The organism is Kitasatospora sp. NPDC056446 (assembly GCF_042796115.1).
GTDB lineage: Bacteria > Actinomycetota > Actinomycetes > Streptomycetales > Streptomycetaceae > Kitasatospora.
Map to the genome: position 1 here is coordinate 54,122 of NZ_JBHTRF010000039.1, position 26,964 is coordinate 81,085.

Below are 26,964 nucleotides of genomic sequence, written 5' to 3' on the forward strand. Positions count from 1 at the left end.
GTGCCGGAGAGCGCTACGGGTTCGCGGGCGTGCGAAGGGAGTTCGCGGGTAGTGCCTGGGTAGTGCTGCGGGGTGGCGCGCGTGCCGGGCCTGCGGGCCGGGGTGCGGGCCGGGGTACATGGTGGGGTACGGGGCGGGACTGCGGGAAAACATACGAGATTGAGTTTCTAGCGGCAAGGGTGCGCGCCGGACCGGGGTACCCTGCGGAGATCGTGCGGCGAACGAGGAGGGGCCCGGCGTGACGACCATCGGCAGTGCGACCCCGCTGCTCAGGGCCGTCCTCGCGCCGCTCACCGACCTCGGCCGCGCCGACGCCGTGGCCCGCCGGATCACCGAGGCGATCGCCCTCGGCCTGGTCGCCGACGGCGACCAGCTCCCCAGCGAGAACGACCTCGCCGACCAACTCGGCGTCGCCAACGGCACCGTCCGGGAGGCGCTCGCGCTGCTCCGCGAGGCGGACCTGATCGAGACCAGGCGCGGACGCAACGGCGGCAGCTTCGTCCGCACCCCGGCCGAGGGCTCCGAACACCTCCGGGTCGACCGGCTGCGCGAGACCGCCACGGTGGACCTGCGCGACCTCGGCGACGAGGAACTGGCCGTCTTCGGCACCGCCGCCCGGCTGGCCGCCGAACGCGCCCCCGCCGACCTCGGCCCCCGGCTCACCCGGCTGGTGCACGAACTGCGCGACGCCGCCGGGCCCGCCGAGCAGTGCCGTGCCGACGCCCGCTTCCACATCGAACTCGCGGTCGCCGCCCAGTCGGTGCGCCTCACCCAGCTCGCCGTCCGGCTCCAGGCCGAACTCGGCCCGCTGCTCTGGCTGCCCGCCCCGTACGGCCCCGACCAGAAGCGCTTCGCCGAGCAGCACCGGGAGATCCTGGTCGCCGTCCTGGCCGGCGACGCGGCCGCCGCCCGGGCCGCCGCCGAGACGCACGCCGTCGCGTGCGTGCACCATCTGGTCCGGGGGCACCTGGAGTTGGCGGACGACGGCTGATCCGGCGGCACCGCCGTCGTTCCCGGAACCCCACCCGCCCGCCGGAGCCGTCATGACCAGCACGTCCACCCTGTCCGCCACCACCGGGGACTGCGCCCGGCAGGTCGCCGCCGCCGTCGACTCGGTGCTCGCCGACCTGGACGGCCTGCGGGCGGCCCTCGCCGCGTGCTGGGCCCGGGCGGCCGCCGCGGGGCGCCGGCCCGCGGCCGCCGAACTTGCCGTGCTGCACGGGACGGTGAGCGGGCTGCTGGCCCGGCCGGGGTCGCGCTGGTTCGGCTGCGGCGCCGCCGTGGCGCCCGGCGCGCTCGTCGACGCCGACCTGCACGTGGAGTGGTGGTACCGAGGCGGACGGGGTGCCGGGGAGCGGCGGCTGAGGCTCGCGCTCGACCCGTCGGACGCCGAGTTCTACGACTACCGGGCGCTGCCCTGGTTCGCCCGGCCCCGGGACGAGGGGCGGGCGGTGGTGGCCGGGCCGCAGGTCGACCTGCTCTGTGCCGACCGGTACGTGCTGTGCGTCGCCCGGCCGGTGGCCGTCCCGGGCGCCGGCTTCGTCGGGGTGGTGGCCGGGGACGTCCCGCTGGCCGCGCTGGAGCGGCTGCTGGTGCCGCCGCTGCGGGCGCTGCCCGGTGAGGCCGCGCTGCTCGACGGCGAGGGGCGGGTGCTGGCCGCGACCACCCCGGCGCTGCCGGTGGGCGCGCTGGCCCGGGTGCTGTCCGGCGACCCGGCGGTCGAGCGGGCGGCGGTGCCGTCGGGGGCGGTGGACTGGGCGGTGGTGCGGCTGTGACGGGCTCCCGGGCGGACCTCCATTTGTGAAGGTCTCGATGGTGCCGGGGGCTGACCGGGGCCGGCCGGTGCTCGGCGGGGCCTCGGCGGTTCGCGGTGGTTCTCAGCGGTCCCGCGTCCCGCGCCCCGGAGGCGCGGTGAAGCAGCAGTCCCCGCAGAGCCCGGCGCCCGGCCCGACCCGGTAGTAGAGGCAGCAACTGGTCCGGCGGAAAGCCGTGCCGTGCGGGCCGGTTCGCAGGGTGCCGGCCCCGGCCAGCGGCGGGCGGTCCAGCAGCTCCGAGACCAACTCCCGGGCCGCGAGCGGCGCGTGGACGTCCAGGACCCGCAGGGTGCCGGCCAGTGCGGAGGCGGTGTTGCCGAGCAGCAGGCGCGGGGAGAGCGGCACGGCGGCCCGGACGGCAGCGGCCAGGGGCTCCAAGTTGCCCAGCAGGACGGTGTCGTGGAGCCGGTCGGCGAGGGAGCCGCTGCCCGCCCGGACGGGCTCCGGCGGCGTCCAGAGGTCGAGCGGTCCCTGGTCCGGGATCCGGAACCAGGCGTGCTCCAGGGTCGGGACGGTCCCCAGCAGCACGGCCGAACCGAGGCCCACCGACCAGAAGCGGGCGGCCAGCCCCAGGTGCAGGATCGAGGCGGCGACCCGGGGTTCGGCGGTGCCGAGCCGCTGCGCCACCACCCGCAGGCGTGCTGCCAGCGGGGCGTCCGGCCCGGTGCCGAACAGCTCGGGCAGCGGACGGAAGCCTTCGGGCGGGGCCGGGGCCGGGGCCGTTTCCGCGTCCGTGTCCGTGTCCGGAGCGGTGTCCAGTGCGAAGTACGGTCCGACGGCGGTGAGTCGGCCGTAGTCGGGTCGGCCGTGCTCGGGTGGGCCGTGTTCGGGTCGACTGCCGTCGGGTCGGCCGTGGTCGGGTCGGTGGGGTGGCGGCGCGGGGTTCAACGGCCCACCCCCGTCGGGTCGGTGAACCCCGCGCCGGGTCCGGACGGCCCGGGTGCGGATGACCCGGGTACGGACGGGCGGTCGGGCGTCATCGGGGCCTCCAGGGTGTCCGGGCGCGCGGCTGGGCAGCGGCCGGGGGGCGGGGCAGCACCCGGGCGGCGGTGCCCGGCCCGGCTCGGCCCGGCTCCGGAGAGCCCCGGAAGGGCCTGGTCGGGCGGGGTCAGCCGCGCACGGTGAAGTCGCCACCGGTCGTGCGGATGAACGGTACCGTGCCCTGGCAGTCCGCCACCGGTTGGCCCAGCGCGCCCCAGACCCAGCCGAGCCGGTCCCTGTGCCGCCCGTTGTCCTCGACCGACACCGAGACCTTCTGGCCGACCACCTCCAGGCCCGGGAACCACGGGGCCTCACCCTTGGTGATCACGCCGGTGGCGATCGCCTCCCGGCCGCCGACGGCCAGACAGGTGATGTCCCCCTCGAAATCGGCGACCAGTCGGCCGTCGGTGTGCATGTGGCGGACGTGGAAGCGGCCCCGGGTGCTGCCCGGGTCCGTGCCGGTGCCGGCGCCGGCGTCGACCGAGATCCGGACCCGGTCGCCCGCGAAGCCGCCGAACCCGGCGGTGAGCACGGTGTCACCGGTGCCGCGCAGGCTGACCGGCCCGGGGCCGTCCGCGCCTGCTGCCGGTGCGGACGGTGCGGTCGCGGTCGTGGCGGTGACCGGAGCCGTGGCGGTGGCGGGCGCTCCGGCGGTGGCCGGTGACGCGGTGGCGACCGTGGTCGCGGCGAGCAGCAGGAGCGCGGCTGCGGCGGTGGCGGTGCGGCGGTTCATGCTGGTTCGTCCTCCTGCGGGGGCGGTCCTTCCGATGGCAATGAGTCTGCTCCGGGCGGGCCGGGCGCACCTCCCGCTGCGGAGGGGAGTCGACGGCGGCCGGCTCACCCCGGGGGAGGAGCCCGGACTCCCCCGGGAGAGCTGGTGGGCCAGGCCGGGTGGGCATCGGGCCCTGTGGAGAGTTTCGGGGGAAGGGTCAGCGGTCCCGGCCGCCGCCTCGGGCGCCGCGCGGGCGGGTGAGGGTGAAGCGGTCGACGGCGACGAGGTCGCCGTACGGGCCGCTGACGGAGTAGTAGGTGACGTCGATGGTGGTCTGCCCGCCGCGCCGGCCCGGGTCGACGTCGAAGGATGCGAAGCCGTACGGGTTCCGGGCGTCGCGGAACGCGGACCAGGGGGCGTCCTCGATGACGTACACCGGCGGGCGCTTGCCGGTGGCCGGGTCGACGGCGCCGACGCCGGTGATGACGCGGGCCTTCGGCGGGTCGAAGAAGAGCTGGTTGGACGGGGCGGAGGTGCCGCCGCCGCCGATCACCATGTGGACGGTGCCCTTGGTGGTGTCGATGGTGCGGGTGTCGGTGGAGACCGGGACCGGGGTGCGGGTGTCGGTCGGCTGCTGGCCGCGGATGGGGTGCGAGCGCTCGTAGTGGTGCTCGTGGCCGCAGACCACCAGGTCCACGCCGTACTTGTCGAACAGCGGTACCCAGGCCTCGCGTACGCCGAGGTCGGCGCCGTTGAACTTGTCGGCGGTGGAGATCACCACCTGGTGCATGCAGACCACGATCCAGTCGATTCCCGGGTCCGCGTCGGCCGCGGCCAACTCCCGCTCCAGCCAGCGCTGCTGGGCTCCGCCGGAGTAGCCGTGGACATAGGAGTTGCCGGCGTCCTGGAGGGCGACGTCGTCGTTGTTGAGGCTGATCACACGCACCGATCCGGCGGTGAACGAGTACCAGAGGCCGTGCAGTTCGTCGTCCGAGCCGGAGTCCGGGAGGTCGAAGTAGGTCTGGTAGGCGCCGTAGCCGATCGGGCCGTTGCCCTTCTCGTTCTCGTGGTTGCCGGCGGCGGGCATCCAGGGGCGGTGGCGGGCGGAGCGGGTGTTGTTCTCGAACCAGTCGGACCAGGTGCGGACCCGGTCGGTGGCGATGTTGGCGTAGCAGAGGTCGCCGTTGAGCAGGTGGAACAGCGGGGCGATCCGCTCGACCCCGGCGGTGGTGTCGCCGGCGGCGGGGCTGCCGAGGTTGTCGTTGACGTAGCCGTTGGTGGTCTTCTTGCCGAGGGTGGGGGTGCCCTGGTCGCCGAAGCTGGTGAAGGTGAAGGCGGACCGGCCGCGCGGGGCGGTGCGGACGGTGCCGAGTTCGGGGGTGGCGCCGTCGTGGACGGCGGCGTAGACGTAGTCCGTGTCGGGGTGCAGGCCGCTCAGCCGGGCGTGGTGCACCTGGACCTCGGTGCCGGAGGCGGCGTCCCGGTAGGTGCGGGTCGCGGCCTGCGCGGTCCGGCCGAAGCCGCCGTTGGACGTCCCGTACGTCACCCGGGGGTTGCCGACGGAGCGGGTGGTGTGCCAGGACACCACCACCTCGCGCGAGGCGTCCGCGCCGAACTGGAGGTGCAGGCCGGCCACCCGCGGGGCGCCGGAGCGGCCGGGCCGCTGCCACAGCAGTGGGGACGGCGGGGAGGACGGGGCCGCGGCGGCGGGGGCGGCGGGGAGGCCGGAGAGGGACACGGCGCCGCCGAGGCCCAGGCCGGAGGCGCCGGCCAGGAGTCCGCGACGGCTGACGGGGAGGCGTCCACTGGAAGCGTTCATGGCGGCCAGCCCACCGTACGGCGGGTGAACCGCGCCGGAGCCGGGGCGTGAACTTTCCCGGCGCGCGCGGGGCGCACGGGAGCGGGCGCGCGAGAAGGGGCCGTCGCGGACGGCGGCGGCCCGGGTGGACTGCGCGTCCACGGAGTCGAGGGGATGCTCCGTGGACGCGCGGAACCTACGAGGTGGGGGTGGCCTCCGGACTTGGCGTCCTCCGGCCGGTAGTTCGATCGTCGACCGAGGTAGAGAACCAGCGGCAGACCCTGATCCGTCTCGACCTGTCGCCACTGCCTCCTGCGGTCGAACTTCCTTCAGCTACCTCGCAGGTCCACCTCCCATCATGCGCCTCCTACGCCGCGTACACCAGGGTCGAACGCCATGAATTCGGGCATTTCGTCCAGTGGGTGCGCGGGTTGTCCGCCGGGGCCGGTCTCAGGGCCGCGGCCACCCGTCCACGAAGTCCAGCTTCCGGTGGTACGGCCCCTCGGGCCCGGTGCTGCGGTAGTCCTCGCTGCTGCTGCCGGTGCGGACGGCGCGGTCGCCGTCGTGGCGCTGGGCGGTCGGGCGCAGGGTGTGGTCGACGGTGGAGCGCTCGGTGACGCGGCCGCCGGTCGCCGTGGTGGCCTCGCGGTGGTAGCCGAGGTCCATGGCGGTGCGCTGGTCGGTGTTGCCGGCCGCGTCGTGGCTCACCCGGTAGCCGACGTCCAGCGGTTCGCCCTCGTGGACGGTGGTGGTGCGGCGCGGCCCGCCGCCCCAGGTCGCGGTGGTGCGGGTGAGGTCGGTGCGGTTGTGCAGTGCCAGGTCGTTGCCGCTGTCGCGCAGTCGCTGGCCGGAGCGGAAGGCGAGGTCGTCGCGGACCTCGGTGGTGATCCGGCCGTGCGAGGTCTGCACCCAGCCCCGGGCGAGGTCGTGCCGGGCGGCGGTGACCGTCCAGTCGCCGCTGCCGGCGCCGTGGTCGGTGAGGGCGGTGTCGACGGAGGCCTCGGGGGCGACCCGGTAGTCGGTGAGCTGCCCGGTGGTGCGGGCGGTGCCGTGGTCGACCTCGGCGAACAGGTTGACCTGGCCGGTCCAGACGTCGTTGCTCTGGGCCTCGGCCGCGTTCACCGTGACGCCGACGGTGTGCGGGCGGCCGTCGAGGAGCAGGCCGGCGTACGGGGTGAGGTCGAGCCGGTAGGCGGGCAGGTCGAAGGCGAACACGCCGGGGACGGGCCGCCAGAGCAGCGGGTCCCAGCCGCCGGTGTAGATCACCGGGTACGGCCAGACCGCGCCGGCGACCCGGCCGTCCACGGTGAGCCGCAGCTCGCGGAACGGGCCCTTGCCGCAGATGCCGGTGCCCGGGTTGGCGGCGGCGAAGGCGTCGGGTGCGGAGGCGTACGCGAACTCCTCGCAGGCGCCGCCGCCCCGGGCGTAGACCTCGGCGGTGAGCCGTTCGAGGTTCTGCGGGAAGGTGAGTTCGCGCCCGGCGGAGGGGGCGGCCTGGGTGAGGGCGAACGGCCCGGTGGTGAGCAGCCGGTCGGCGGTCCGGGCGGCGGGCCAGTGGGTGTCCGCGGTGTAGAAGGTCAGGCTCGCGCTGATCGTGAAGACGCCGGTGTAGGTGGCGTCGGTGACGTTGGCGAGGTCGAAGGAGAAGTCCTGCGGGCCGGCCGCGAACAGCGGGGCGTAGCGGGTGACGTCGTGCTCGACGTTCCACTCGATGCCGTCCTTGGACGGCTCGGGGGTGGAGGAGAGCAGGACCTGGACGCCGCCGACGCGGACGCTGAAGATCCGGTCGAACTGCCGCCCGGCGACCTGCCCGTGGAGGTCCAGGACCACGGCCGACCAGGGGCCGGCGCAGTCGGCGGGCGGGGTGAGGGCGGCGGTGTACGGGGTGTCGGGCGGGTTGCCGTAGCCGTTGCGGAACTCGCGCGCGTGCATCGCCTCGACGGTGCAGGCGCGGGTGTCCGGGCGGGTGAGGGGCTTGGTGGCGGTGACCGGGTCGTGGTAGTCGGTGCCGAAGTCGGCGTGGGCGGGGCCGGCGGCGGTGAGGGTGCCGGCCAGGGTGAGTACGGCGGCACCGAGCAGACCGGCGGCGCGGCGGAGCAGCGGGCGCAGGGCCAAGGCGGATCCCCGGGGTCGGGCGGCCCGTGGCGCTGCCGCGGGCCGGAGGGATGATCCGGCATCCTTCCGGGGGTGGCATGCCAGCGTCAAGGGCGGGCCCGGCCCCTGTGGTGCCGGAACCCGGACGGCCCGGCCGTGCGCCCGTCAGGGTGCCGCCAGCGCCGCCGCCTCCTGCCGGATGAGGTCGCGCAGGGCCGCCAGCCGGGGCCGGCGGTCGTCGAGCCGCCACTGCATCTCCAGCGGCAGGGTGGCCCGGCCCTCCAGCCGTACGGTGGCCACGTCCTCGGTGAGGTGGCCGGTCATCGAGCCGGGCACCAGGGAGAAGGCGCGGTTGCGGGCGAGCAGGTAGAGCCGGGAGCCGACGATCCGCGGCGGGCTGACCAGGACCGGCGGGTCCACGCCGTGCTCGGTGCAGAGGCCGAGCACGTGGTCGTAGTAGCGGGGGTGCTGCTCGCGCGGCCACAACAGCAGCGGCAGGTCGCGCAGTTCGGCCAGGCGCAGGCTGGTGCGGCGGGCCAGCGGGTGGTCCCGGCCGAGCGCGACCAGCACCGGCTCGTCGGCGATCCGCTCCAGCCGGTAGCCGGGCACCTCGTCCAGGAAGCGGCCGAGCCCGATGTCGGCGAGTTCGGCGGCCAGGGTGGCGGAGACCTGGCCGGTGTCCACGGCGAGTTCGGCGGTGTCGAGCGCGGGCAGCTCCTGCTCGGCCCGGCTGACCACGGCGGGCAGCAGCCGGTTCGCCACGCTCGGCGAGGCGACGATCCGGGCCGTGCCCAGCCGCGACTCCTCGTGCAGCCGGACCCGGGTCAGCAGCGACTCGGCCTGGCCGAGCAGCCGCGCGCTCTCGGTGGCCATCACCTCGCCGGCCTCGGTGAGCGCGACCGAGCGGCGGCTGCGGTCGAACAGTTCGACGCCCACCGTCCGCTCCAGCCGGGCGACCTCCTGGCTGACCGTCGGCTGTGAGATGTGCAGCCGCTCGGCGGCCCGTCCGAAGTGCAGCGTCTCGGCGACGGTCAGGAAGACCTCCAGCTGACGCAGGGTGAGAGCCATGTGGTCAGGGTAGACGAAGGGTGGACGAACCAATAGGCACGGAGCTATCGGAAACCCCAGGACTCATTCTGGATTCCGATGCGAACCGTCCATACGCTGAGCAGCACGTTGCCCCATCGCAGTGGCATCTCACAGAGAGTTCGCATCATGACCGGACTGCCCCCCAGCGCCTCCGCCATCCACGTCGCCGAGGAGGTCGCGCAGGCCCTCGCCGACGGCCGTCCCGTGGTCGCCCTGGAGTCGACCATCTTCACCCACGGGCTGCCGCGGCCCCGGAACCTGGCCGTCGCGCTGGAGGCGGAGAAGCAGCTGCGGGAGGCGGGCGTCGTCCCGGCGACCATCGGCGTGCACGCCGGGGTGCCCACGGTCGGCCTGAGCACCGAGCAGATCACCGAACTGTCCGCCATCGACGGCCTGGACAAGGTCAGCCTGCGCGACCTGCCGGTGGTCGCCGCGCTCGGCCGGCACGGCGGCACCACCGTCGCCGCCACCGCCTTCCTCGCCCACCGCGCGGGCATCCGGGTCTTCTCCACCGGGGGCCTCGGCGGCGTGCACTTCGGCGCCTCCGAGAGCTTCGACGAGTCGGCCGACATGACCACCCTGGCCGCCACCCCGGTCACCGTGATCAGCGCCGGCGTGAAGTCGATCCTCGACATCCGGGCCACCCTGGAGCGCTTCGAGACCTTCAACATCCCGGTCATCGGCTACCGCACCCGCAAGTACCCCGGCTTCTACGTCACCGACTCCGGCCACGAGATCAACTTCAGCGTGGAGTCGCCCGAGGAGGCCGCCCGGGTCATCGACTCCCGCGACCGGCTCGACCTGCCGCAGGCCGTCCTGATCGCCAACCCGGTCGACCCGGCCAAGCAGCTGCCGCCGGAGGAGCTCGACGGCATCCTGGCCCGCGCCTGGGCCGAGGCCGAGCGGCAGGGCGTCACCGGCAACGCCTCCACCCCCTTCCTGCTCGACCACATCCAGCGCGACACCCAGGGGCGCAGCCTGGACGTCAACATCGAGGTCTACCGGGGCAACGTCCGCCTCGGCGGTGAGATCGCCACCGCCCTCGCCGCCGCCACGACCGGGGCCTGAGCCGTGCTGGGGGTGCTCGGCGACCTGGTCGAGGACATCGTGGTCTGGGTCGACGGCCCGCTGCGGCACGGCACCGACTCCAGCGCCCGGGTCTTCCGGCGACGCGGCGGCAGCGCGGCCAACGTCGCCCGCTTCGCCGCCGGCCAGTACCCGGCCCGCTTCCTCGGCTGCGTCGGCGAGGACGCGGCCGGGGACGGCGTGGTCGCCGAACTCGGCGGCCACGGCGTGGACGTACGGGTCTCCCGGCGCGGGCGCACCGGCAGCATCGTGGTGCTGATCGACCAGGACGGCGAGCGCACCATGCTGCCCGACCGGGGCGCCGCGACACTGCTGGAACGCGTCCCGGACGGCTGGCTGGCGGGCCTGACCCACCTGCACGTGCCGGCCTACTCCTTCGACGGCGAGCCGGTCGGCGCCACGGCGGTGGACGCGCTCGCCCGGGTCCGGCAGGCGGGCGGCACCACCTCGGTGGACGCCTCCTCGACCGGGATGCTGGAGCAGTACGGGCGCGAGCGCTTCCTGGCCCTGCTGGCCGAGCTGGCGCCCACCTTCGTGTTCGCCAACCGCTCCGAGTCCGCCTTCCTCGGGCTGCTGGTGGACGGCCTGCCCGGGCCGGAACGCGCCCGGCTGGCGGCCACCACGGTGGTCACCAAGTCCGGCGCCGAGGCGACCACCGTCGACGTGCCCGGCGAGGGGCTCTTCACGGTGCCGGTGCCGCCGGTCGCGGAGGTGCGCGACCTCACCGGGGCCGGGGACGCCTTCGCGGCGGGGTTCCTGGCCGGATTCCTGGACACCGGGGACCTGCGGCTCGCCGCCGGGCTCGGGCACCGCAGCGCGGCCCGGGTGCTGGCCTCGCCGGGGGCTTCCTGCGGCGAGGGGTGACGGCCCGGCCGGACGGCCCCGGTGTGGGCTGGGCCGTCCGGCGCGCGGGCCGGGGGCCCGGGGCCTCCGCGCGTGCGGAGGCCCCGGGCCCTTCGTGCGTGGGCCCTTCGTGCGCGGGGCTTCGTGAGTGAGGCTTCCGGTGCGGGGCCTCGCGCGGGCGGGAGCGCCCGGGGCCGGCGTCAGCGCAGCGCGTCCTTGCGGAGGAAGCGCTTCAGCCGTTGCCACGTCCAGGTGTTGACCACGTCCTCGGCGGTGAGCCAGCCGCGCTGCGCCGTGCCGACGCCGAAGCGCGGGTAGCCGAGCTGCGGGACGGCGTGGGCGTCGCTGTCGATGCTGAACCGGACGCCGTGGCGCCGGGCCCGCAGCACGTCCTCGTCGCGCAGGTCGAGCCGCTGCGGGGAACTGTTGATCTCGATCGCCGTGCCGGTCCGCGCGGCGGCCTCGAACACCGCGTCCAGGTCGACGTCGATCGGACCCCGGCTGCCGATCCGGCGGGTGGTGAGATGACCGATGACGTGCACGTACGGGTTCTCGCAGGCGCGGACCAGCCGACGCGTCTGAGCGGCCCGGTCGAGGCCGAAGTGCGAGTGCACGGAGGCCACGCAGACGTCGAAGCCGGCCAGGAACTCCGGCGGCCAGTCCACCCCGCCGTCCGGACCGATGTTCAGCTCGGTGCCGTGCAGCAGCCGCAACTTCCGGTGCCGGTCGGTGAGTCGGCGGACCTGCTCGCGCTGGGCGAGCATCTTCTCGTCGGTCATCCGCTGCATGACCAGGTCCGGCGCGTGGTCGGTGACGGCGACGTAGGAGTAGCCGCGGGCGGCCGCGGCGTCGACCATCTCCTCCAGGGTGGCCAGCCCGTCGGTCAGGTCGGTGTGCGTGTGCAGGTCGCCGCGCAGGTCGGACTCCTGCACCAGGTCCGGCAGTCCGCCCTCCAGGGCGGCCTCGACCTCGCCCCGGTCCTCGCGCAGCGGCGGTGCGATCCACGGCAGGCCGAGCGCCGCGTACACCTCGTCCTCGGTCCCCGAGACCACCTTGGCGCCGCCGTCCACCGTGAACAGCCCGTACTCGGAGAGCTTCAGCCCGGCCCGCACGGCCATCGTGCGCAGCCTGATGTTGTGCGCCTTGGAGCCGGTGAAGTAGACCAGAGCCGCACCCCAGTCCTCCTCCGGGACGACCCGCAGGTCCACCTGGACGCCCTGCTCGGTGCGGACCGAGGTCTTGGTCGGCCCGCTCGTGATCACCTCGGCCACGTACGGGAGTCCGGTGAGCGCGGCCGTCAGCGGGCCGGAGTCCTCGGCGGTCGCGAGCACGTCGATGTCGCCCACCGTCTCGCGCATCCGGCGCAGCGAGCCGGCGTACGCGCAGCGGGTGCAGCCGGGGACGGCGGAGAGCGCGGCGACCAGCTGGTCGGCCAGCCCGGTGGCGGTGTCCAGCAGGATCCGGCCGCCGGACTGCCGCAGCAGCTCGATGCCGTGCAGGATCTTCTCGCCGCTGCGCTCGCCGAAACCGGCCAGGCCGGCCAGCCGGTCGGCGCGGACCGCCTCGGCCAGTTCGTCCACCGAGGCGATGCCGAGGTCGCGGTAGAGGGAGAGGGCGCGCTTCGGGCCGACGCCGGGGACGGCCGTCATCTCCCGCACACCGGCCGGGATCTCGGCGCGCAGCTCCTCCAGGGCGGTGATCCGGCCGGAGGAGAGGAACTCGGCGATCTTCCCGGCGGTGGACCTGCCGACCCCGGGGATCTGCTGCAGGCCCTTGACGTCCAGCCCGGCGAGGTCCCCGGGGTGGCCGCCGACGGCGCGGGCGGCCTTCTCGTAGGCGCGGGCCCGGAAGGCGTCCCCGCCGGTGATGTTGATCAGGTCGGCGTACTCCTGGAGCAGCCCCCTGACCTGGTCGTTGAGCCGGGGCATGGGGCAAGTCTAGGTTCGGTGGGGCGGGTTCGCCGGGTCTGCGGGGTTCTGCCGCCCTCTGCGGTCCTCTGTCGTTCTTTGTCGCCCTTTGTCGTTCTCTGCCGTTCTCGGCCGGGTTCCGTGCGGGAGTGCCGTCAGTCGTAGGCGACCGTGAGCAGCAGCACCACGGTCAGCCCCCCGCCGGGGGTGGACTCGACCGCGAGGCGGCCGCCCGCCGCGAGGACCAGGCTGTGCAGGGCGGGTCCCACCGGGCCGTCGGCGCGCACGCCGGCGAGCAGCCACTGGCGTGCCTCGGGCGGCTGGTGGGAGCCCCGGTCCGATATTCGGATCTCCACCCGGCCGGGCTCCCGGCCACGCCTCCGGGCACCGTCCCCCGCGGCCTCCCGGCCGGACGGCCGCCGGGGGGACACGGCGCCCGCCACCACGGCCCGGACCAGCACCAGGCCGCCCGGAGGGCTGCGCCGGATCGCGTGATCGACCAGCCCGGAGAGGGCCGCCTCCAACCGGCGGGCGTCCCCGGCCACCACCGGCAGCCCGGGCGCCAGCCGGACCGCGACGGCCGCCGAGCGGTCACCGCCGCGCAGCACCCGGCGGACCACGTCGGCCACCTGGACGTGCCGGGCCATCGGTTCGCAGCCGGCCTGTCGGCCCGTCCAGCGCAGGCGCTCCAGCTCCGTGCGGTCGAGCGCCCTGGGCGCGGCCATCGCGCCGGACGGGACCTGGCCGAGGCCCTCCTCGGTCTCGGAGACGGCGAGCCCGCCCGCGCGTGCGGGCCCGCTCCTGCGGCCGGTGCCGCCCGCGCCGCCGAACGCGGCCAGTGCCCGGGCCCCCGACGCGACGTAGCCCCAGAGCCTCAAGCGTGTCATCCGCCCTGCCCCTCGTGCTCACCGGCGGCCGTCATCGGTTCCGCGGCCGACCGGGACGGGCCGATTCCCCGGCCCACCTGCCAGCCTGCGCCTCACCCGCCCGGGTGACAATCCCGCCCCGGGCGGGAACCCGGCGACGGCCCCCGCCGAGCGGCCGGTCGGGCCCCCGCCGACCGGCGGGGCAGCCCGTGCGGGCCCGGTGGTCGCTCCGGCGGGTCGGCCCGGGTGGTCGGCCCGGGTGGTCGCTCCGGCGGGTCGGCCCCGACCGTGCGGGGAGCGGGTGCCCGGCGGACCACACAGAGTCCTTCGCAAAAAACCCTTTGCAAAGAACTCTGTGCGGTCTACGCTCCTGCCATGACCGAGGACAGCGGCTGGAAGCACAGCGACGACCCGCACATCGCCATCACCGCCAAGGGCATGCGGGCGATGGCGCACCCCGTGCGCATGCAGTTGGTCGGGCTGCTGCGCAAGCACGGCCCGTCCACCGCGACGCGGCTCGCCGAGCAGCTGGGGCTCAACTCCGGGGCCACCAGCTACCACCTGCGCCAGCTCGCCGCCGCGGGCTTCGTCGAGGAGGACCGGGAGCGCGGCAACGCCCGTGAGCGATGGTGGCGTTCGGCGCACCGGCTCACGGTCTGGACGGGGGACGACATGGCCGACGAGGAGCCGGACACGGCCGTCGGCTTCCTGCGCTCCGTCCTGGCCGCGCACACCCTGACCGGCCAGCGCACGCTCGACGCCTTCGAGACCATGCCGCGCGAGTGGCGCCGGGTGACGGACATGAGCGACCTGATCCTCCAGCTCACGCCTGCCGAGGCCGAGCAACTGGCGGGCGAGCTGTCCGCCGTGACGGCGCGCTACCGCCGGATCGGCGCCGCCGGGCCGGTCCCGGAGGGCACCGAGCAGGTCTCCGTCATCGTCCACGTCCTGCCGCACCCGAAGACCACCGCCGAGGAGGGGCCCGCATGACCAGGACCACCGGCTCCGCAGCCGCCGCCCCGCCGGTCCGCAGCTTCCGGCCGCTGGCCGGGGTGCTGACGGCCACGGCCGTCTCCGTGACCGGGACCAGGGTCTCGGCCATCGCCCTGCCCTGGTTCGTCCTGGCGACCACCGGCAGCGCCACCATGACGGGCCTGGTCGCCTTCGCCGAGATGGCGCCGTACGTGCTGGTCAAGGCGCTGACCGGGCCGGTGGTCGACCGGCTGGGGCCACGGGTGGTGTCCTGGACGACGGACGCCGTCAGCGCCGTCGCGGCCGGGCTGGTGCCGCTGCTGCACGCGCGGGGGCTGCTCCCGTTCTGGGCGCTGCTGGTGATGGTCGCGGTGATCGGTGCGATGCGCGGCCCGGGGGACCTGGCCAAGTCGGTCATGGTCCCCGAGGCGGCCGACCACGCCCGGGTGCCAATGGAGCGCGCCACCGGGTTGTCCGGCGTCACCGAGCGGCTGGCCTCCACGATCGGCCCGGCGGTCGGCGGCGGGCTGGTCGCACTGCTCGGGCCGCTCGCCGGTCTGGCGGTCAACGCGGCCACCTTCGCGCTCGGCTCGCTGATCATCGCCCTCGCGCTGCCGCGGGGGATGGGGCGCCCGGCGGCGGCGCCGTTGCCCGGGGCGGTCGCGGCACCGTCGGCGGAGGCCGACGAGGCAGCGGGGTCCGGCGGCTACTGGCGGATGTTCCGGGAGGGCTTCGCCTTCCTGCGGTCCGAGCCGCTGCTGCTCACCGTGATCGTGATGGTGGGCATCACCAATCTGCTCGACGCCGCCTTCGTGACGGTCCTCGTCCCGGTGTGGGCGCGGGAGTCCGGCAACGGCCCGGCCGCCATCGGCCTGACCGCCGGCACCATGGGCGCCACGGCCGTCGTCGGCAGCCTGATCGCGGCGGCCGTCGCCTCCCGCCTGCCCCGGCGGACGGTCTTCTTCGTCGGGTTCCTGCTGTGCGGCGCACCCCGCTTCCTGGTGCTCGCCCTCGGCGCGCCGATGTGGGCGGTGCTCACGGTCTTCGCGATCGGCGGCTTCGGCTCCGGCTTCCTCAATCCGATCCTCGGCGCGGTGCTCTTCGAGCGGGTGCCCCGCCACCTGCTCGGCCGGGTCCACGCCCTCGGCGACTCCCTCGCCTGGGCGGGCATCCCGCTCGGCGGCCTGGTCGCCGGGGCGTCGGTCGCCCTGATCGGGCTGATACCCAGCCTGCTCGTGGCCGGCGCGCTCTACTTCGCCACCACCACCCTGGCCGGGCTCCGCCCGGAGTGGCGGGAGATGGACCGCCACCGGGCCAGGGGGGAGAGCGCGGCCGTCGAGCAGGGACCACCAGGGGACGCGGACGCCGTGCCGGAGCCGGTTCCGGCACACCGGTGAGCGGCGGTCGCCACGGTCGGCTACCGGGCCGGTCGGTTGCCGGGCCGGTTGTTCACCGGGCACGTCGTTCACCGGGCATGTCGGGCGATCCGGTCGTCGGCGGCATCGCCGACGGGAGGGCTGCCCGCCCAATGGAGGAGCAGCAGACTGGCCAGGGCGGCCAGGGCACACCAGGTCGAGACGAAGGCCAGGCGCCAGAGCAGCGCGCAGGCGAGGGCGCCCACGGCAGTGAGGAGGCCGAGGCGGCGGAGCAGCCGGTCGCCGCTCGCGAGGAGGCAACCGACGGTGGCGAGGAGGTAGCCGCTCAGGAGGAGCGCCGGGTGCGGGATGCCGACGGCGTAGCCGAGGGTGTGGCCGTGCACGGTGGCCGTCACCGGGCGGGCGGCGACGGCGGCGGCGAGCGGGACGGCGACGGCCGCGCCCAGCAGGGTGAGGCCCGCGAGTACGCGCCGACGGGGGCCGACCGTCGCGCACCACACCGCGGCCGGGACCAGGACGGGCAGCAGCGGAAGCGCGATCACAGCCCAGGCGGTGCGGGCCGCCCCGGCGAGGCCGGCGGTGAGCCCGCCGTCCGTGCCGAGCCAGACCAGCGCCTCGATCAGCTGGTGCAGGCCCAGCACCAGGGGGAGCGCGGCGAGCGGTAACCGCTGAGGGTTGCCCGACCGGTGGGCGCGGACCAGGCACGCCACGCCGACGGCCGCGACCACCCCACCGGCCACGGCGTCCGCCTGCGCGCTCCAGCACATCGGGGCCCCTAGCCGGAAGCCCCGGGACCGCCGGAGGAGCCGCCGCCGGGTCGCTCACCGGGGCGCTCGCGGCCGTCGGGTCGGTTGTCGGGTCGGTTGTCGGGTCCGCCGTCGGGTCCGCCGTCGGGTCGGTCCTCGGGTCCGTCGGGTCGGCCGTCGGGGCCACCCGCCGGTCGGGCCTCGGACGTGCCCTCGGCCCCGCTCTCGGATGTCTCCTGGGACGTCTCCTCGGACGTCTCCTCGGACGTCTCCTCGGCGTCGTCCTCCGGTAGGGCGCCGACGCTCTCCAGGGTGTCGCGGACGGTGCCGGGCATCGCCGGGTGGCGGCCGATCACGACCACCCCCACCACGATGGCCAGCAGCCCGGCCGACTGCCAGGCCAGCGCCCCCGGGGTGACCCGCAGCCGGTCGCCGAGGAAGCCGACCGCGCAGGCGATCCCGGACAGCGGCTGGGCGGCGGTCAGCGCCGGCAGGGACATCCGCAGCGGCGCGGCCTCGAAGGCGCTCTGCACCAGCAGCAGTCCGACCACCCCGGCCACCACCACCGCGTACGGTTGCCAGCTGCGCAGCACGGCCGACAGCCCCTCGTGGTCGAGTCGCTGGGTGGTGGTCCGGGTGAGCGCGTCCTGGAGGCCGTAGAGCAGTCCGGCGGCCAGCGCCAGCAGGGTCGCCTCCTCGAACAGCGGCAGCCGGCGGGCCAGCGAGACCAGCAGCACGACCAGCCCGACGACCGTGCCGACCACCAGCCAGTGCCGCAGCTCCCCGGCGGGCGCCCCACCGCCCGTCGGCTTCCCGGCGACGATGAAGGCCGTCACCCCGAGGCCGAGCAGCAGCACCCCGGCCCAGCCGGAACGGCCCAGGGTCTGACGGGTCAGCACCCGGGCCAGCGCCATGGCGAACAGCAGGTTGGTGGCCAGCAGCGGTTCCACCAGGGACACCTCGCCCTGGTTGAGTGCGAACGCCGAGAGGATCAGTCCGCTGACCATGAACCCGGTGCCGAGCAGCCACTGGGGCATCCGCATCAGGTCGAGCAGCAGCCGCCAACGCAGCAGATCGGCACGGGGGGCACTCTGCGCCGCGTGCTGCTGGAGGACGAAGCCGAGCCCCAGACAGCAGGCCGCACTGAGGGCGAGGAGGAAGACCGCCACGGAGGGACCACCAGGTTGTGTCGCTGCCCGCGCCGCGCCGACGGATCCGAGGAGGGGCGGCGGTCGCGGCCCGCTTCCGCCAGCGTACCGCCGGGGCGACGAGCGGGCCGATCGGGCCGATCGGGCGCGGGCGGCGGGCGGGCCGCGCCGGCGCCGTCGCCGGGCAGCCGCCGTGGTGGGCCGCGCTTGCCGGTACCGGCGGGGCAGGCGCACGCTGGTGTGAGCGACCGCCACGGGCACCGTCCGGGCCGGTCCGGACAGGCGGCGACGGGGGCCGGCGCCAGGAGGTGTGGCATGCACAACCAGTGGGACGTGGAGCTGACATTCGACGAGGACGGCGTGCACACGGCGTGCGACGCCAGGTTGACGGGCGCGAGGGCGCCGGGCCTGAGCGCGCGCGGCGAGTCCGTGAAGAGCGCCGACGACCGTCCGCTCGCCAGGATCGGCGAGGAGGTCGCGGCCTCCCGCGCCCTGGAGGCGCTGTCCCGCAAGCTGCGGGTCCAGGCCGCCGGGGAGATCGACGACGAAGGGCACCGCCCGGGCTACCTGATCTACTGACGCCCGCAGTTCCCACCGGGCCCACCCGGCCCTACCGGGGCGCGGGCTGCCTGTGGCTGCGCGGTCGCCAGGCGCCCGACCCCGCACGCGCGGCGGGTGGCGTCCGCGAAGGCGCGCTCGGCGGCTCCCCCGTCGGTCCCGGCCCGGCGCCCTACTGCCGTGCCGCGTACGGGCGGGCGGATTCGCCCGGTCGTCGTCGGCGAGGGCACGGGGTCCTGCGGCGGTGAATCGCCTTCTCCAATTTTTTGATGTCACATCAAGTGCCTTGCGGTGTCGACCGGTTGAAGCCGAATGGGCCTGTCCGGGCGGTCGGGTGTGATGGCCTGGTGACGGTGGGTCATGGCAGGATCGGTGCGGGTCGGCACCGTGTCGACCGGAAGGAGGAGACATGGCCGAGGACAGCAAGGTGACGGCGTCCGCCGAGGGCGGGACTCCGTCCGGCAAGTACGCGGGCACCGAGATCAAGATCGAAGGCGAGGAGCACATCATCATCCGGGAGGACGAGGTCCCGGTGGGCACCGACACCGAGTGAGACGCCTCCACCCGTGCTGGAACGGAGCGGTGTCCGGTCATGGGAAGGGCCCTGCCGGCCGTTGTCGGCAGGGCCCTCTCCGCTGTGCTTCCGCTGTGCCTCCGCTGTGGTTCCGCTGCGCCCCCGCAGGCCGCGCCGTCCGCCCGGGCGCCGAACCGGCGGTCTGTATCGCGGAAACGGCAGGAGCCGGGGGTCGGGCGCGGGCTATAGTCCCGATGTGGCCGTCGTAGCGCTCGTGCGCCGATTTACCGGCCCCCTGGCCCCCGAAGGGCGCCGCAGGGGTCGGACCTCGCCACGTCTCCAGAGCTGAGCAGGCTGAGCCCACCGTGCGGCCAGGCCCAGGGGCTGGGGGGTTTCCGGAACCCCTTCACCGCTCGTGGCCAGGAGGCCGACATGCCCGCTCACCTTTCCGTCGAACAGCTCGCCCGTGACCTGTCCACCCGGGACCTCACCGATCCGGCCGCCGGGCCGCACGCCCTCCAACTCGTCCTCGGCCGCGCGGTCGACGCGCTGGCGAGCCGGTGGGGGTGCGAGGTCCGCTGGTGCCGCGGGGAGCGCACCGTCACCGTCGAGGACAACTACGACAACCTCGGCTACCGGTCCGACGACATCACCCGCGACGCCCGGTACACCCGCTACACCGACGACCGGAGCATGCTGCGCAGCCACTCCAGCGCGCTGGTCCCGGCCGCGTTGCGTGAGCTGGCCGCGGACCCGGCCGACGACGTGCTCCTGGTCTGCCCCGGACTGGTCTACCGCCGTGACAGCATCGACCGCCTGCACACCGGCACTCCCCACCAGCTCGACCTGTGGCGGGTCACCCGTCGCCCCTCCGCGATGACCGTGGCCGACCTGGACGAGATGGTCGTGACACTCGTCGAGGGGCTGCTGCCCGGCGCGGAGCACCGACAGGAGGACCGCGTCCACCCCTACACCCTCTCCGGCCGCCAGGTGGACGTGGAGCGCGACGGCGAGTGGATCGAGGTGGCGGAGTGCGGTCTGGCGCACCCGAGGGTGCTGGAGCGGGCCGGCCTGGACGCCTCGTGGAGCGGCCTCGCGCTCGGCATGGGGCTCGACCGGATGCTGATGCTGCTCAAGGGGATCCCGGACATCCGTACGCTGCGCTCGGTCGAGCCGGCCGTGGCCGCCCAGATGACCGACCTGGCCCCCTACCGGCCGGTGTCCGCCATGCCGGCGATCCGCCGGGACCTCTCCGTCGCCGTCGACCGCGACGACCTGGCCGAGGACCTCGGTGACCGGGTCCGCGACGCGCTGGGAGCCGACGCCGACTGCGTGGAGACGGTCGGGATCCTCGCCGAGACGCCCTGCGCGGAACTCCCGCCCCGGGCCCTGGAACGCCTCGGCGCCCGTCCGGACCAGAAGAACGTCCTGGTCAAGGTGGTCCTGCGGGACCTGGGCCGTACCCTCACCGACCACGACGCCAACCTGCTGCGGGACCGCATCTACGCCGCCGTCCACCAGGGCACCGCCCACCAGTGGGCGACGACCGGTTGACCGGGGCCGGGCCGGTGCGGCCGCTGGTCGCCGTGCGGCCCCGGTCGCGGCGTCCCCCGGCCGTGCGCCTCGTTCCCGGGCAGTGGGTCCGCCGGCGGCTCGACTACCGGTTCAGCAGCGCGGCGGGGACGCGGGACCGGTCGTACTGGCTGGACACCTTCGATGTCGCCTACGGCCCGGTGACCGTCGAGGTCTTCCTCTCGGAGCCCACCGTGTTCGTCGACGAGCGGGGACCGCTCCGGTAGCGGCTCCACGGCGCGAGAAGTCGGGTGGGCCGACTTCTCGCGCCGCGCCGGGCGGGGGAGTTCAGCTCCGGGCGGTGGCGAGGAAGTCGAGGACGCGTTGGTTGACCTCGGGGGCGGCGGCCATCGGCAGGGCGTGGTGCGAGACGTCCGGGAGGACGGCGACCTCGGCGGCGGGGAGGGCGTGGCGGGCGGTACCGGCGACCCGGGCGGGGGCGTGGGTGCGGCTCCCAGCGGCGAAGAGGGCGAGCACGGGGGTGGTGAGGGCGCGGAGGCGGTCGGGCGCGGGGCGGGGGCCGGTGACCACGCGGGAGGCGGGGAAGTCGGCGTAGCCGAGGGCGTAGAGCTCGCGCCAGTCGGGGTCGAGCCGGGGGCCGCCGCCGGTCTCCCAGTCGAGGTAGGCGCGGGCCCGGGCCGGGGGGCGGCCGGGGAGGAAGAGGGGGAGGGCCCGCAGCAGGTAGCCGGGGCGGAAGCCGGCGAAGCACTGGGTGGGGTCGAGCAGGGCGAGCCGGCCGACCCCTGCGGGGGCGTGCAGGGCGTACTCCAGGGCGATCCAGCCGCCGTAGGAGTGGCCGCAGAGGTCGGCTTCGGGGACGCCGAGCCCGTCGAGGACGGCGCCCAGCCAGCCGAGCAGTCCGGGGACGCCGTCGAGTGCGGCGCCGTCGTGGACGCTGCGCCCCGGATCGCCGATGAGGTCGACGGCGAGGACGCGGTGTCCGGCCCCGGCCCAGGCGGCGGCGTTGGCGAACCACATGGTGGAGGTGGCGCCGCCGCCGTGGAGGAGGACGAGGGGGCGTCCGTCGCGGGGGCCGCAGGCGTTGATCCGGGTGGTGCCGTGGGCGGTGCGGACGGTGAGGGCTTCGACGGGGACGGGCCACCGGGCCAGCAGGGCGTCGTAGGCGGCGAGGAAGGGGGCGGTGCGGGCGGACAACATCGAGGGCCTCCGCGGTGTGGTCTGATGGCGTGCCGAATCGGCTGAACCACTCGCCGAGCAAGTATCTTGCCAAGCAAGTCTCTCGCTGAACGAGAGAATACTGGCACATCCCTACCCGAGGAAGGACGACAGGGTGTCCGAGGTCGAGGAGCCCATGCGGCTGGTCCATCTGCTGCGCGGGCTGACGGTCGAACTCGACCTGTTCGGGGCCGAGTTCGCCTCCCGCAGCGGTCTGCACCCGACCGATCTGCGGGCACTGATCCATCTGCTGGACGCCGCCCGGGCCGGGGAGGTGGTCACCCCCGGCCGGCTCGGCGCCGCGCTGCACCTGAACTCGGCCGGTACTACCGGCCTGGTGGACCGGCTGGAGCGGCTCGGTCTGATCCGCCGCGAGCGCGACCCGCAGGACCGGCGCAGGGTGCGGCTGCTCGTGGAGGAGCGGGCGATGGAGCTGGGACAGGGGTTCTTCGGCGGGCTGATCGGCGATCTCGTCGCGGCGATGGGGAGGTTCGACCCGGGGGAACTCGCCGTTGCCGGGCGCTTCCTGGAGGCCATGGCCGAGGTGGTGGCCACCGCCAGGCAGGCCGGGCAGGAGGGGCGGGTCCCACAGGACGGCCAGGACGGCCAGGCCGGAGGGGCCGGAGGGGCCGGGGGCGCTACGCCGGCCCGAGGGTCCAGCTGACCACCGACAGGGTCGCCATCGAGGCCAGTGTCGACCAGAGCACCACGTCCCGGGCGAGGACCGTGCCCTGCCCGTACTCGCGCGCGTAGGTGTACACGTTCTGCGCGGTGGGGAGCGCGGAGAACAGGACGACGGTGAGCAGCTGGTGCGCGGGCAGGTGCAGCAGCGGGCCGGCCACGGCGAGGGCGACGAGCGGCTGGACCAGGGTCTTGATCGCGACGGTCAGTCCGACCTCGGCGCGGCGCGAACGGCCGTCGGCCGGCGGGCGGTTGTGCAGGGAGATGCCGAGGGCTATCAGGGCGGTCGGCACGCCGGCGCCGCCGAGCAGTTCACAGGAACGGTTCAGCTCGGCGGGCAGGTGCACGCCCGCGGCGGAGACGACGGCGCCGAGCGCGGTGGCGAGCAGGATCGGGTTGCGCACCGGCAGCGTCAGCAGGGCCCGGCGCCCGGCCGCGCCGCCGTCCAGGACGGCGAGGACGGCGGGGGTGACCAGCAGGATCTGGAACAGCACCACGGGCGCCACGAAGGAGGCGTCGCCGATGACCTGCACGGCCACGGGGATGCCCAGGTTGGCGGAGTTGACGTACCCCGAGGCCATCGCCCCGATGGCGAGTTCACCGGGCTTGCGCCGGAACAGCACCCGGCCGGCGAGCAGTCCGAGGCCGATCGCGACGACGGTGCCGGCGGCGAAGGCGAGCATCGAAGGGTTGGCGAACCGTCCCAGCGGGGTGCGCGCGATCATCAGGAAGAGCGAGGCCGGCATCGCCACGTGGAAGACGAACCGGTTGAGCACCGCCTCGGCGTGCGGCCCGAGCAGCTTGCTCCGGCCGACGACGTAACCGACCCCGGTGAGCGCCCAGATGGGGGCGAAGCCGGACAGCAGCGGATGCAGGGATGGCATGGTTCCTCGGATCGCTCGGACGTGCCTGCCGGGTGCGGCGGGGGTCGCCCGCCAGGGGCACCGACACCAGGGCCGGTGGACCCGCGAAGCCGTGAAAAACCCCCGGGGCAGTAAACCAGTGGGCCCCCGACGCGTCGATCACGGGCCTCTGGGCACGGGCGTCCGGGCACGGGCCTCTGGTACGGGCCTGCCACGGGCCTACGATGAGGCGGTGGACGAGCCGAGGGGTGGGCCGATGGCGCAGGACGGGCACGAGTACCTGACCCTGTCCGAGGTGGAGACGATCGCGCGCGGTGCCCACCGGGGGCAGGTGGACAAGAACGGCCACCCGTACGGGGAGCACATCGCCGCGGTCGCGCACGGGACGGCCGCGCGCGGCGGCAGCGCGGCGCAGATCGCGGCCGGCTGGCTGCATGACACCGTCGAGGACGACCGGTTGAGCCGCGAGTGGCTGGCCTCGGCGGCGCTGCCGGAGGAGACCAAGGCGATCGTGGACGCGCTCACCAAGCGCGCCGGGGAGCCGGTCGAGGAGTACACCGCGCGCATCCTGGCCACACCCGGTGCGCTGCTGGTCAAGCGCGCGGACCTGGCCCACAACTCCGACCCGGCCCGGCTGGCCGTGCTGGACCCGGCGACCGCCGGGCGGCTCGCCGCCAAGTACGCGCGGATGCGCGAGCTGCTCGGGCTCACGGACGTGCTGTAGGGCGCCCACCGGCCGGGCGCGGAGGAAGCGCCGGGCCGCCCGGGGGCGCCACGGGCGGGGTGCCGGACGGAGTGCCCGGACGGGTGCCGGCACGGGGTGCCCGGACACCACGAGAGGGCCCGGACCACGCGGATCGCGCGGGTCCGGGCCCTCTCGGGCACCCCGGGGGTCCCTGTCCGGCCCCCGGGGTGAGGGGGAGTGGTCAGGGGACGGGAAGGTACCGGTCGGCCGTTGGGGCCGGCTTAGTACCAGTGGTGGTTCTGCCAGAAGGCCCAGGCGGCGTTCGGGCTGCCGTAGCGGGAGTTCATGTAGTCCAGGGCCCACTTGATCTGGGTGCTGGGGTTGGTCTGCCAGTCCGCACCGGCCGAGGCCATCTTGGAGCCCGGCAGCGCCTGGGCCAGGCCGTACGCGCCGGAGCTCGCGTTGGTCGCGGTCACGTTCCAGCTGGACTCGTGGGCGATGATCTGGCTGAACGAGGCCAGCTGGTTCGCCGGGACGATCTGGGCGGCGATGGCCTGCGGGGAGGCGGTCGCGGCGTTGGCGGTGGCGGGCAGGACGCCGGCGCCCAGGGCGGTGAGACCGGCGGCGCCGGCAAGGATCGCGGCCGAAGTACGCATACGGAGCTTGAAAGCGGGCATGAAGAACAGGACCTCAATCAGGTTGGGCCGGGTCGCACCCCGTCCAGGACCACGGCCGGACAGGGGCCGATACGGTCACGGGGCGTGACCCGGCAGTAAGCCGTTCACCGGCGGGACAGGAGCCGGTGCGGCTGACGACGGAGCCATTGTTGGCAGACGGGATCGGCGGTCGCCAAGACCCCCTCGTTACGACGGGCAGTCGTACGCGCGCCGACGCCGTGGATTCGAAGGGCCGGTCGTGCGGAGTGCGCCGACCCGCCCTGACGTGCGCGGACACCGGGGGTGCGGGGCGGTGCCCGGTGGTGCGGCGATGTCTACTACCGTGCGTCGTGGGCACCGAATCCGTGTGAGCGCACTCACCGTTTGGGCCGCCTCGGCCGTCACCGCGGGGTCCGGCGGAAGCACTTTGGGTGCAGACGATCAGTCGGCCGGTGAGACCGGCGCCACATCACCCGGGGTGCCGGTGGACCGCCCGCGCTCGGCGGCGGTCAGCGCGGATCGCCCAGCCGCCGGTGGCGCACCGCCCGGGCCGCGAGCCGGTCCGCCGCGGGGGCCGCCACCAGGGCGTCGAGCGCCGCGCCGACCGCCTGCCCGAGCCGCGCGCAGAACGCCTCCGGCTCGTCGGCGGCGTCCGGCAGCTCCGGGACCACCTCGTCCACCAGCCCGACCTCGGCCAGGTGCCGCGCCCCGATGCCCTGCGCCCGGGCCAGCTCGGCGGCGTGCTCGCCGTCCCGGTGGACGATCGCGGAGGCGCCCTCCGGGGGCAGCGGCGCCAGCCAGGCGTGGCCGGCGGCGAGCACCCGGTCGGCCGGGAGCAGCGCGAGCGCGCCGCCGCCCGAGCCCTGGCCGAGCAGCACCGCGAGGACGGGCGTGCGCAGCGCGAGCAGGGTGGTGAGGCAGTGCGCGATCTCCACCGCGATGCCGTCCCGCTCGGCCTCGGCGGACAGCTCGGCCCCGGCGGTGTCCACCACGGTGACCAGCGGCAGCCCGAGCTGCTCGGCCAGGCCCGCGGTGCGCCGGACGGCCCGCAGGTCGGCGGCGGTGAAGGGGCGCTCGTGTGCGGGGGTCTGCCGCTGCTGGCCGACGACCACGACGGGCCGGCCGCCGAGCACGGCGAGTGCCCGGACCAGCGCGCCGCCGCGTCCGCCGGGGGCGTCCAGCAGGACCAGTTCCTCGGCGGTGTGCCGCAGCAGCTCGCGGGTGCCCGGGCGGTCGGGGCGGCGGGTGCGGAGGACGGAGTCCCAGGCGTCGGTGGGGGCGGGGGCGGGCGACGGGGTGGGCGCGGGGGCCGGGTGAGGGGCGGCGGTGGCGGGCGGTGGCGGCGGTGCCGTGGTGAGGACGACGAGCGTGCGGCGGACCAGTTCGCGCAGCTCCTGCGGCGGCACGACGGCGTCCACCAGGCCGTGCTCGGCCAGGGTCTCGGCGCGCTGGACGTCCGGGGGCAGCTCCACGCCCCGCAGTTCCTCGTACACGCGCGGGCCGAGGAAGCCGAGCCGGGCGCCCGGCTCGGCGAGGACCAGCTGGCCGAGCGTGCCCCAGGAGGCGAAGACCCCGCCCATGGTGGGGTTGCGCAGATAGGTGAGATAGGGGAGGCCCGCCGCGCGGTGGGTCTGGACGGCCGCGGTGATGCGCAGCATGCAGAGGAAGGCCGCCGAGCCCTCCTGCATGCGGGTGCCGCCGGAGACCGGCAGGGCGAGCAGCGGCAGCCGCTCGGCGGTGGCGCGCTCGACGGCCCGGGTGATCCGCTCGGCGGTCGCGACGCCGATCGAGCCGCCGAGGAAGCCGAACTCGGAGGCGATCAGCGCGACCGGCCGTCCGTCGACCAGGCCGAGGCCGGTGAGCACGGCCTCGTCCAGTCCGGTCCGGTCGCGGGCCCGGTCGAGCGAGGCGCGGTAGCCGGGGTCGGCGGGCGGGCCGGCCGGCGGCTCGTCCCAGCCGCGGAAGCTGCCGGGGTCGACCAGCAGGCCGATCAGCTGGTGCGCGGTGAGTGCCGCTCGCGGAGCCGTGCGCGGGGCCGGCGCGGTGGATGCAGTGGGTGCAGTGGGTGCGGTCGGTGAGGTGTCCTCGTTCGCCGTCATGTCGTCCACCCCGTCAGAGCTCGTTCCGGCCTGCCACGATCCGTCACTCTATGCGGCGCCTCCGGGTGCGGCGAAGGCCCGGTGAAGATCCGGCGGGCGGGGCGGAACGGCCTGGACGCTAGTTCGATGGCGGTCGACCCTTGTGTCGTACGGGCGGTTCGTGAACGGCGCCGGAGTGCCGGTCCGGAGGCTGGGGTACGGCTCAAGTCGCGGCTGGTAAAGGGTAGTTACTCGCCGGTTAATACTTTGTCGGAGGGCTTCCGGAGTTGACGGTGTCTCGCCACACTGGGGACATGTCTCGCACTCTACGCGCGTGGAAGTCCCGCGCTGCCGCCGTCACCGCCGTCGCCCTGATGACCCTCGCGCCCCTCGCCGTCGCCACCGAAGCGCACGCCACGGTGAGCGGCACGGTGTGCCTCTCCACCCTCCCGCCGGAGGCCACCGACACCCTCAACCTGATCGCGTCCGACGGACCGTTCCCCTACTCCCAGGACGGCGTGGTCTTCCAGAACAGAGAGCACGTCCTGCCCAGCGAGTCCTACGGGTACTACCACGAGTACACCGTCATCACCCCGGGCTCCCCGACCCGCGGCGCCCGCCGGATCGTGACCGGCCAGGCCGCCCAGGAGGACTACTACACCGGCGACCACTACGCCACGTTCTCCCTGGTCGACCAGACCTGCTGACCCTTCCCGGTACGGCGGTGGCCCCGGCGCGCACGTTCGCGC

General features: G+C 75.1%; 24 protein-coding genes and 2 pseudogenes. 13 read left to right on the plus strand and 13 right to left on the minus strand.

Annotated features, from left to right (window positions below):
• Nucleotides 1-238 precede the first annotated feature (238 nt).
• Nucleotides 239-991, plus strand: a complete 753-nt coding sequence (locus ACFQ6N_RS23805; RefSeq protein ID WP_380652420.1) for a FadR/GntR family transcriptional regulator — start codon at nt 239-241, stop codon at nt 989-991.
• A 52-nt stretch (nt 992-1,043) separates the two neighbouring features.
• The gene (locus tag ACFQ6N_RS23810; protein ID WP_380652423.1) at nt 1,044-1,775 is read left to right on the plus strand and encodes a hypothetical protein; all 732 of its coding nucleotides are present in this window, start codon (nt 1,044-1,046) and stop codon (nt 1,773-1,775) included.
• 102 nt (nt 1,776-1,877) lie between these two features.
• Here ACFQ6N_RS23810 and ACFQ6N_RS23815 read toward each other — a convergent pair whose 3' ends face one another.
• The 5 genes from ACFQ6N_RS23815 to ACFQ6N_RS23835 form a co-directional block, all read right to left on the minus strand.
• Nucleotides 1,878-2,702 carry a (2Fe-2S)-binding protein gene (locus tag ACFQ6N_RS23815; RefSeq protein WP_380652426.1) on the minus strand — a complete coding sequence of 275 codons (825 nt, stop codon included), beginning with the start codon at nt 2,700-2,702 and terminating at the stop codon, nt 1,878-1,880.
• Between the two features lie 220 nt (nt 2,703-2,922).
• Nucleotides 2,923-3,528: a hypothetical protein gene (locus ACFQ6N_RS23820; protein ID WP_380652429.1), complete on the minus strand. Its 606-nt coding sequence runs from the start codon at nt 3,526-3,528 to the stop codon at nt 2,923-2,925.
• Between the two features lie 196 nt (nt 3,529-3,724).
• Nucleotides 3,725-5,326, minus strand: coding sequence for a purple acid phosphatase family protein (locus ACFQ6N_RS23825; RefSeq protein ID WP_380652432.1), 1,602 nt, complete (start codon nt 5,324-5,326; stop codon nt 3,725-3,727).
• A gap of 429 nt (nt 5,327-5,755) precedes the next feature.
• A complete protein-coding gene (locus ACFQ6N_RS23830) occupies nt 5,756-7,420 on the minus strand; it encodes a peptide-N4-asparagine amidase (protein ID WP_380652435.1) in 1,665 nt (554 codons plus the stop codon).
• Between the two features lie 144 nt (nt 7,421-7,564).
• Complete coding sequence (locus ACFQ6N_RS23835) at nt 7,565-8,467, minus strand: LysR family transcriptional regulator (protein ID WP_380652438.1); 903 nt, start codon at nt 8,465-8,467, stop codon at nt 7,565-7,567.
• Nucleotides 8,468-8,614: 147 nt separating this feature from the next.
• Between ACFQ6N_RS23835 and ACFQ6N_RS23840 the strand changes: the two genes are divergently transcribed.
• Nucleotides 8,615-9,556 (plus strand): pseudouridine-5'-phosphate glycosidase, encoded by a 942-nt coding sequence (locus tag ACFQ6N_RS23840; RefSeq protein WP_380652441.1) that lies wholly within the window; start codon nt 8,615-8,617, stop codon nt 9,554-9,556.
• A 3-nt stretch (nt 9,557-9,559) separates the two neighbouring features.
• Nucleotides 9,560-10,438: a carbohydrate kinase family protein gene (locus ACFQ6N_RS23845; RefSeq protein ID WP_380652444.1), complete on the plus strand. Its 879-nt coding sequence runs from the start codon at nt 9,560-9,562 to the stop codon at nt 10,436-10,438.
• A 179-nt stretch (nt 10,439-10,617) separates the two neighbouring features.
• On the opposite strand, the gene polX is transcribed toward ACFQ6N_RS23845, so the two are convergent.
• Together polX and ACFQ6N_RS23855 are read right to left on the minus strand one after the other, a co-directional pair.
• Nucleotides 10,618-12,345 carry a DNA polymerase/3'-5' exonuclease PolX gene (gene polX, locus ACFQ6N_RS23850; RefSeq protein ID WP_380652447.1) on the minus strand — a complete coding sequence of 576 codons (1,728 nt, stop codon included), beginning with the start codon at nt 12,343-12,345 and terminating at the stop codon, nt 10,618-10,620.
• A 134-nt stretch (nt 12,346-12,479) separates the two neighbouring features.
• Entirely contained in the window at nt 12,480-13,211 is a 732-nt protein-coding gene (locus ACFQ6N_RS23855) for a sensor histidine kinase (RefSeq protein ID WP_380652450.1), read from the minus strand.
• Nucleotides 13,212-13,565: 354 nt separating this feature from the next.
• Here ACFQ6N_RS23855 and ACFQ6N_RS23860 point away from each other — a divergent pair, with 354 nt between their 5' ends.
• The gene (locus ACFQ6N_RS23860; protein WP_380652453.1) at nt 13,566-14,180 is read left to right on the plus strand and encodes an ArsR/SmtB family transcription factor; all 615 of its coding nucleotides are present in this window, start codon (nt 13,566-13,568) and stop codon (nt 14,178-14,180) included.
• On the plus strand, nt 14,177-15,559 hold the full coding sequence (locus tag ACFQ6N_RS23865) for an MFS transporter (RefSeq protein ID WP_380652456.1): 1,383 nt from the start codon (nt 14,177-14,179) through the stop codon (nt 15,557-15,559). The genes ACFQ6N_RS23860 and ACFQ6N_RS23865 overlap by 4 nt, the downstream gene beginning before the upstream one ends.
• A 68-nt stretch (nt 15,560-15,627) precedes the next feature.
• Here ACFQ6N_RS23865 and ACFQ6N_RS23870 read toward each other — a convergent pair whose 3' ends face one another.
• Both ACFQ6N_RS23870 and ACFQ6N_RS23875 read right to left on the minus strand, forming a co-directional pair.
• The gene (locus ACFQ6N_RS23870; protein ID WP_380652459.1) at nt 15,628-16,305 is read right to left on the minus strand and encodes a DUF6629 family protein; all 678 of its coding nucleotides are present in this window, start codon (nt 16,303-16,305) and stop codon (nt 15,628-15,630) included.
• Nucleotides 16,306-16,613: 308 nt separating this feature from the next.
• Nucleotides 16,614-17,453 (minus strand): annotated as a pseudogene (locus tag ACFQ6N_RS23875) (DMT family transporter); the annotation flags it as partial.
• 294 nt (nt 17,454-17,747) lie between these two features.
• Between ACFQ6N_RS23875 and ACFQ6N_RS23880 the strand changes: the two are divergent.
• The 4 genes and pseudogenes from ACFQ6N_RS23880 to ACFQ6N_RS23895 form a co-directional block, all read left to right on the plus strand.
• Nucleotides 17,748-18,011, plus strand: coding sequence for a dsRBD fold-containing protein (locus tag ACFQ6N_RS23880; RefSeq protein WP_380652462.1), 264 nt, complete (start codon nt 17,748-17,750; stop codon nt 18,009-18,011).
• Nucleotides 18,012-18,399: 388 nt separating this feature from the next.
• Nucleotides 18,400-18,543 carry a hypothetical protein gene (locus ACFQ6N_RS23885; protein WP_380652465.1) on the plus strand — a complete coding sequence of 48 codons (144 nt, stop codon included), beginning with the start codon at nt 18,400-18,402 and terminating at the stop codon, nt 18,541-18,543.
• A gap of 393 nt (nt 18,544-18,936) precedes the next feature.
• Complete coding sequence (locus ACFQ6N_RS23890) at nt 18,937-20,058, plus strand: hypothetical protein (protein WP_380652468.1); 1,122 nt, start codon at nt 18,937-18,939, stop codon at nt 20,056-20,058.
• 14 nt (nt 20,059-20,072) lie between these two features.
• A pseudogene (locus ACFQ6N_RS23895) lies at nt 20,073-20,303 on the plus strand (hypothetical protein); the annotation flags it as partial.
• A gap of 61 nt (nt 20,304-20,364) precedes the next feature.
• Here the strand turns inward: ACFQ6N_RS23895 and ACFQ6N_RS23900 are convergent.
• Nucleotides 20,365-21,234: an alpha/beta fold hydrolase gene (locus ACFQ6N_RS23900; RefSeq protein ID WP_380652471.1), complete on the minus strand. Its 870-nt coding sequence runs from the start codon at nt 21,232-21,234 to the stop codon at nt 20,365-20,367.
• Nucleotides 21,235-21,367: 133 nt separating this feature from the next.
• Here ACFQ6N_RS23900 and ACFQ6N_RS23905 point away from each other — a divergent pair, with 133 nt between their 5' ends.
• Entirely contained in the window at nt 21,368-21,916 is a 549-nt protein-coding gene (locus ACFQ6N_RS23905) for a MarR family winged helix-turn-helix transcriptional regulator (protein WP_380652474.1), read from the plus strand.
• Here ACFQ6N_RS23905 and ACFQ6N_RS23910 read toward each other — a convergent pair.
• Entirely contained in the window at nt 21,891-22,817 is a 927-nt protein-coding gene (locus ACFQ6N_RS23910) for an AEC family transporter (RefSeq protein WP_380652477.1), read from the minus strand. The two genes, ACFQ6N_RS23905 and ACFQ6N_RS23910, sit on opposite strands and share 26 nt — an antisense overlap.
• Before the next feature lie 235 nt (nt 22,818-23,052).
• On the opposite strand from ACFQ6N_RS23910, the gene ACFQ6N_RS23915 reads away from it, so the two are divergent.
• Nucleotides 23,053-23,520 (plus strand): HD domain-containing protein, encoded by a 468-nt coding sequence (locus ACFQ6N_RS23915; RefSeq protein ID WP_380652497.1) that lies wholly within the window; start codon nt 23,053-23,055, stop codon nt 23,518-23,520.
• 242 nt (nt 23,521-23,762) lie between these two features.
• Here the strand turns inward: ACFQ6N_RS23915 and ACFQ6N_RS23920 are convergent, their stop codons facing one another.
• On the minus strand, nt 23,763-24,137 hold the full coding sequence (locus tag ACFQ6N_RS23920; protein ID WP_380652480.1) for a transglycosylase SLT domain-containing protein: 375 nt from the start codon (nt 24,135-24,137) through the stop codon (nt 23,763-23,765).
• A 509-nt stretch (nt 24,138-24,646) separates the two neighbouring features.
• Nucleotides 24,647-26,236 carry a carboxyl transferase domain-containing protein gene (locus tag ACFQ6N_RS23925; RefSeq protein WP_380652483.1) on the minus strand — a complete coding sequence of 530 codons (1,590 nt, stop codon included), beginning with the start codon at nt 26,234-26,236 and terminating at the stop codon, nt 24,647-24,649.
• Nucleotides 26,237-26,529: 293 nt separating this feature from the next.
• On the opposite strand from ACFQ6N_RS23925, the gene ACFQ6N_RS23930 reads away from it, so the two are divergent.
• The gene (locus tag ACFQ6N_RS23930) at nt 26,530-26,922 is read left to right on the plus strand and encodes a ribonuclease (protein WP_380652486.1); all 393 of its coding nucleotides are present in this window, start codon (nt 26,530-26,532) and stop codon (nt 26,920-26,922) included.
• Nucleotides 26,923-26,964 lie beyond the last annotated feature (42 nt).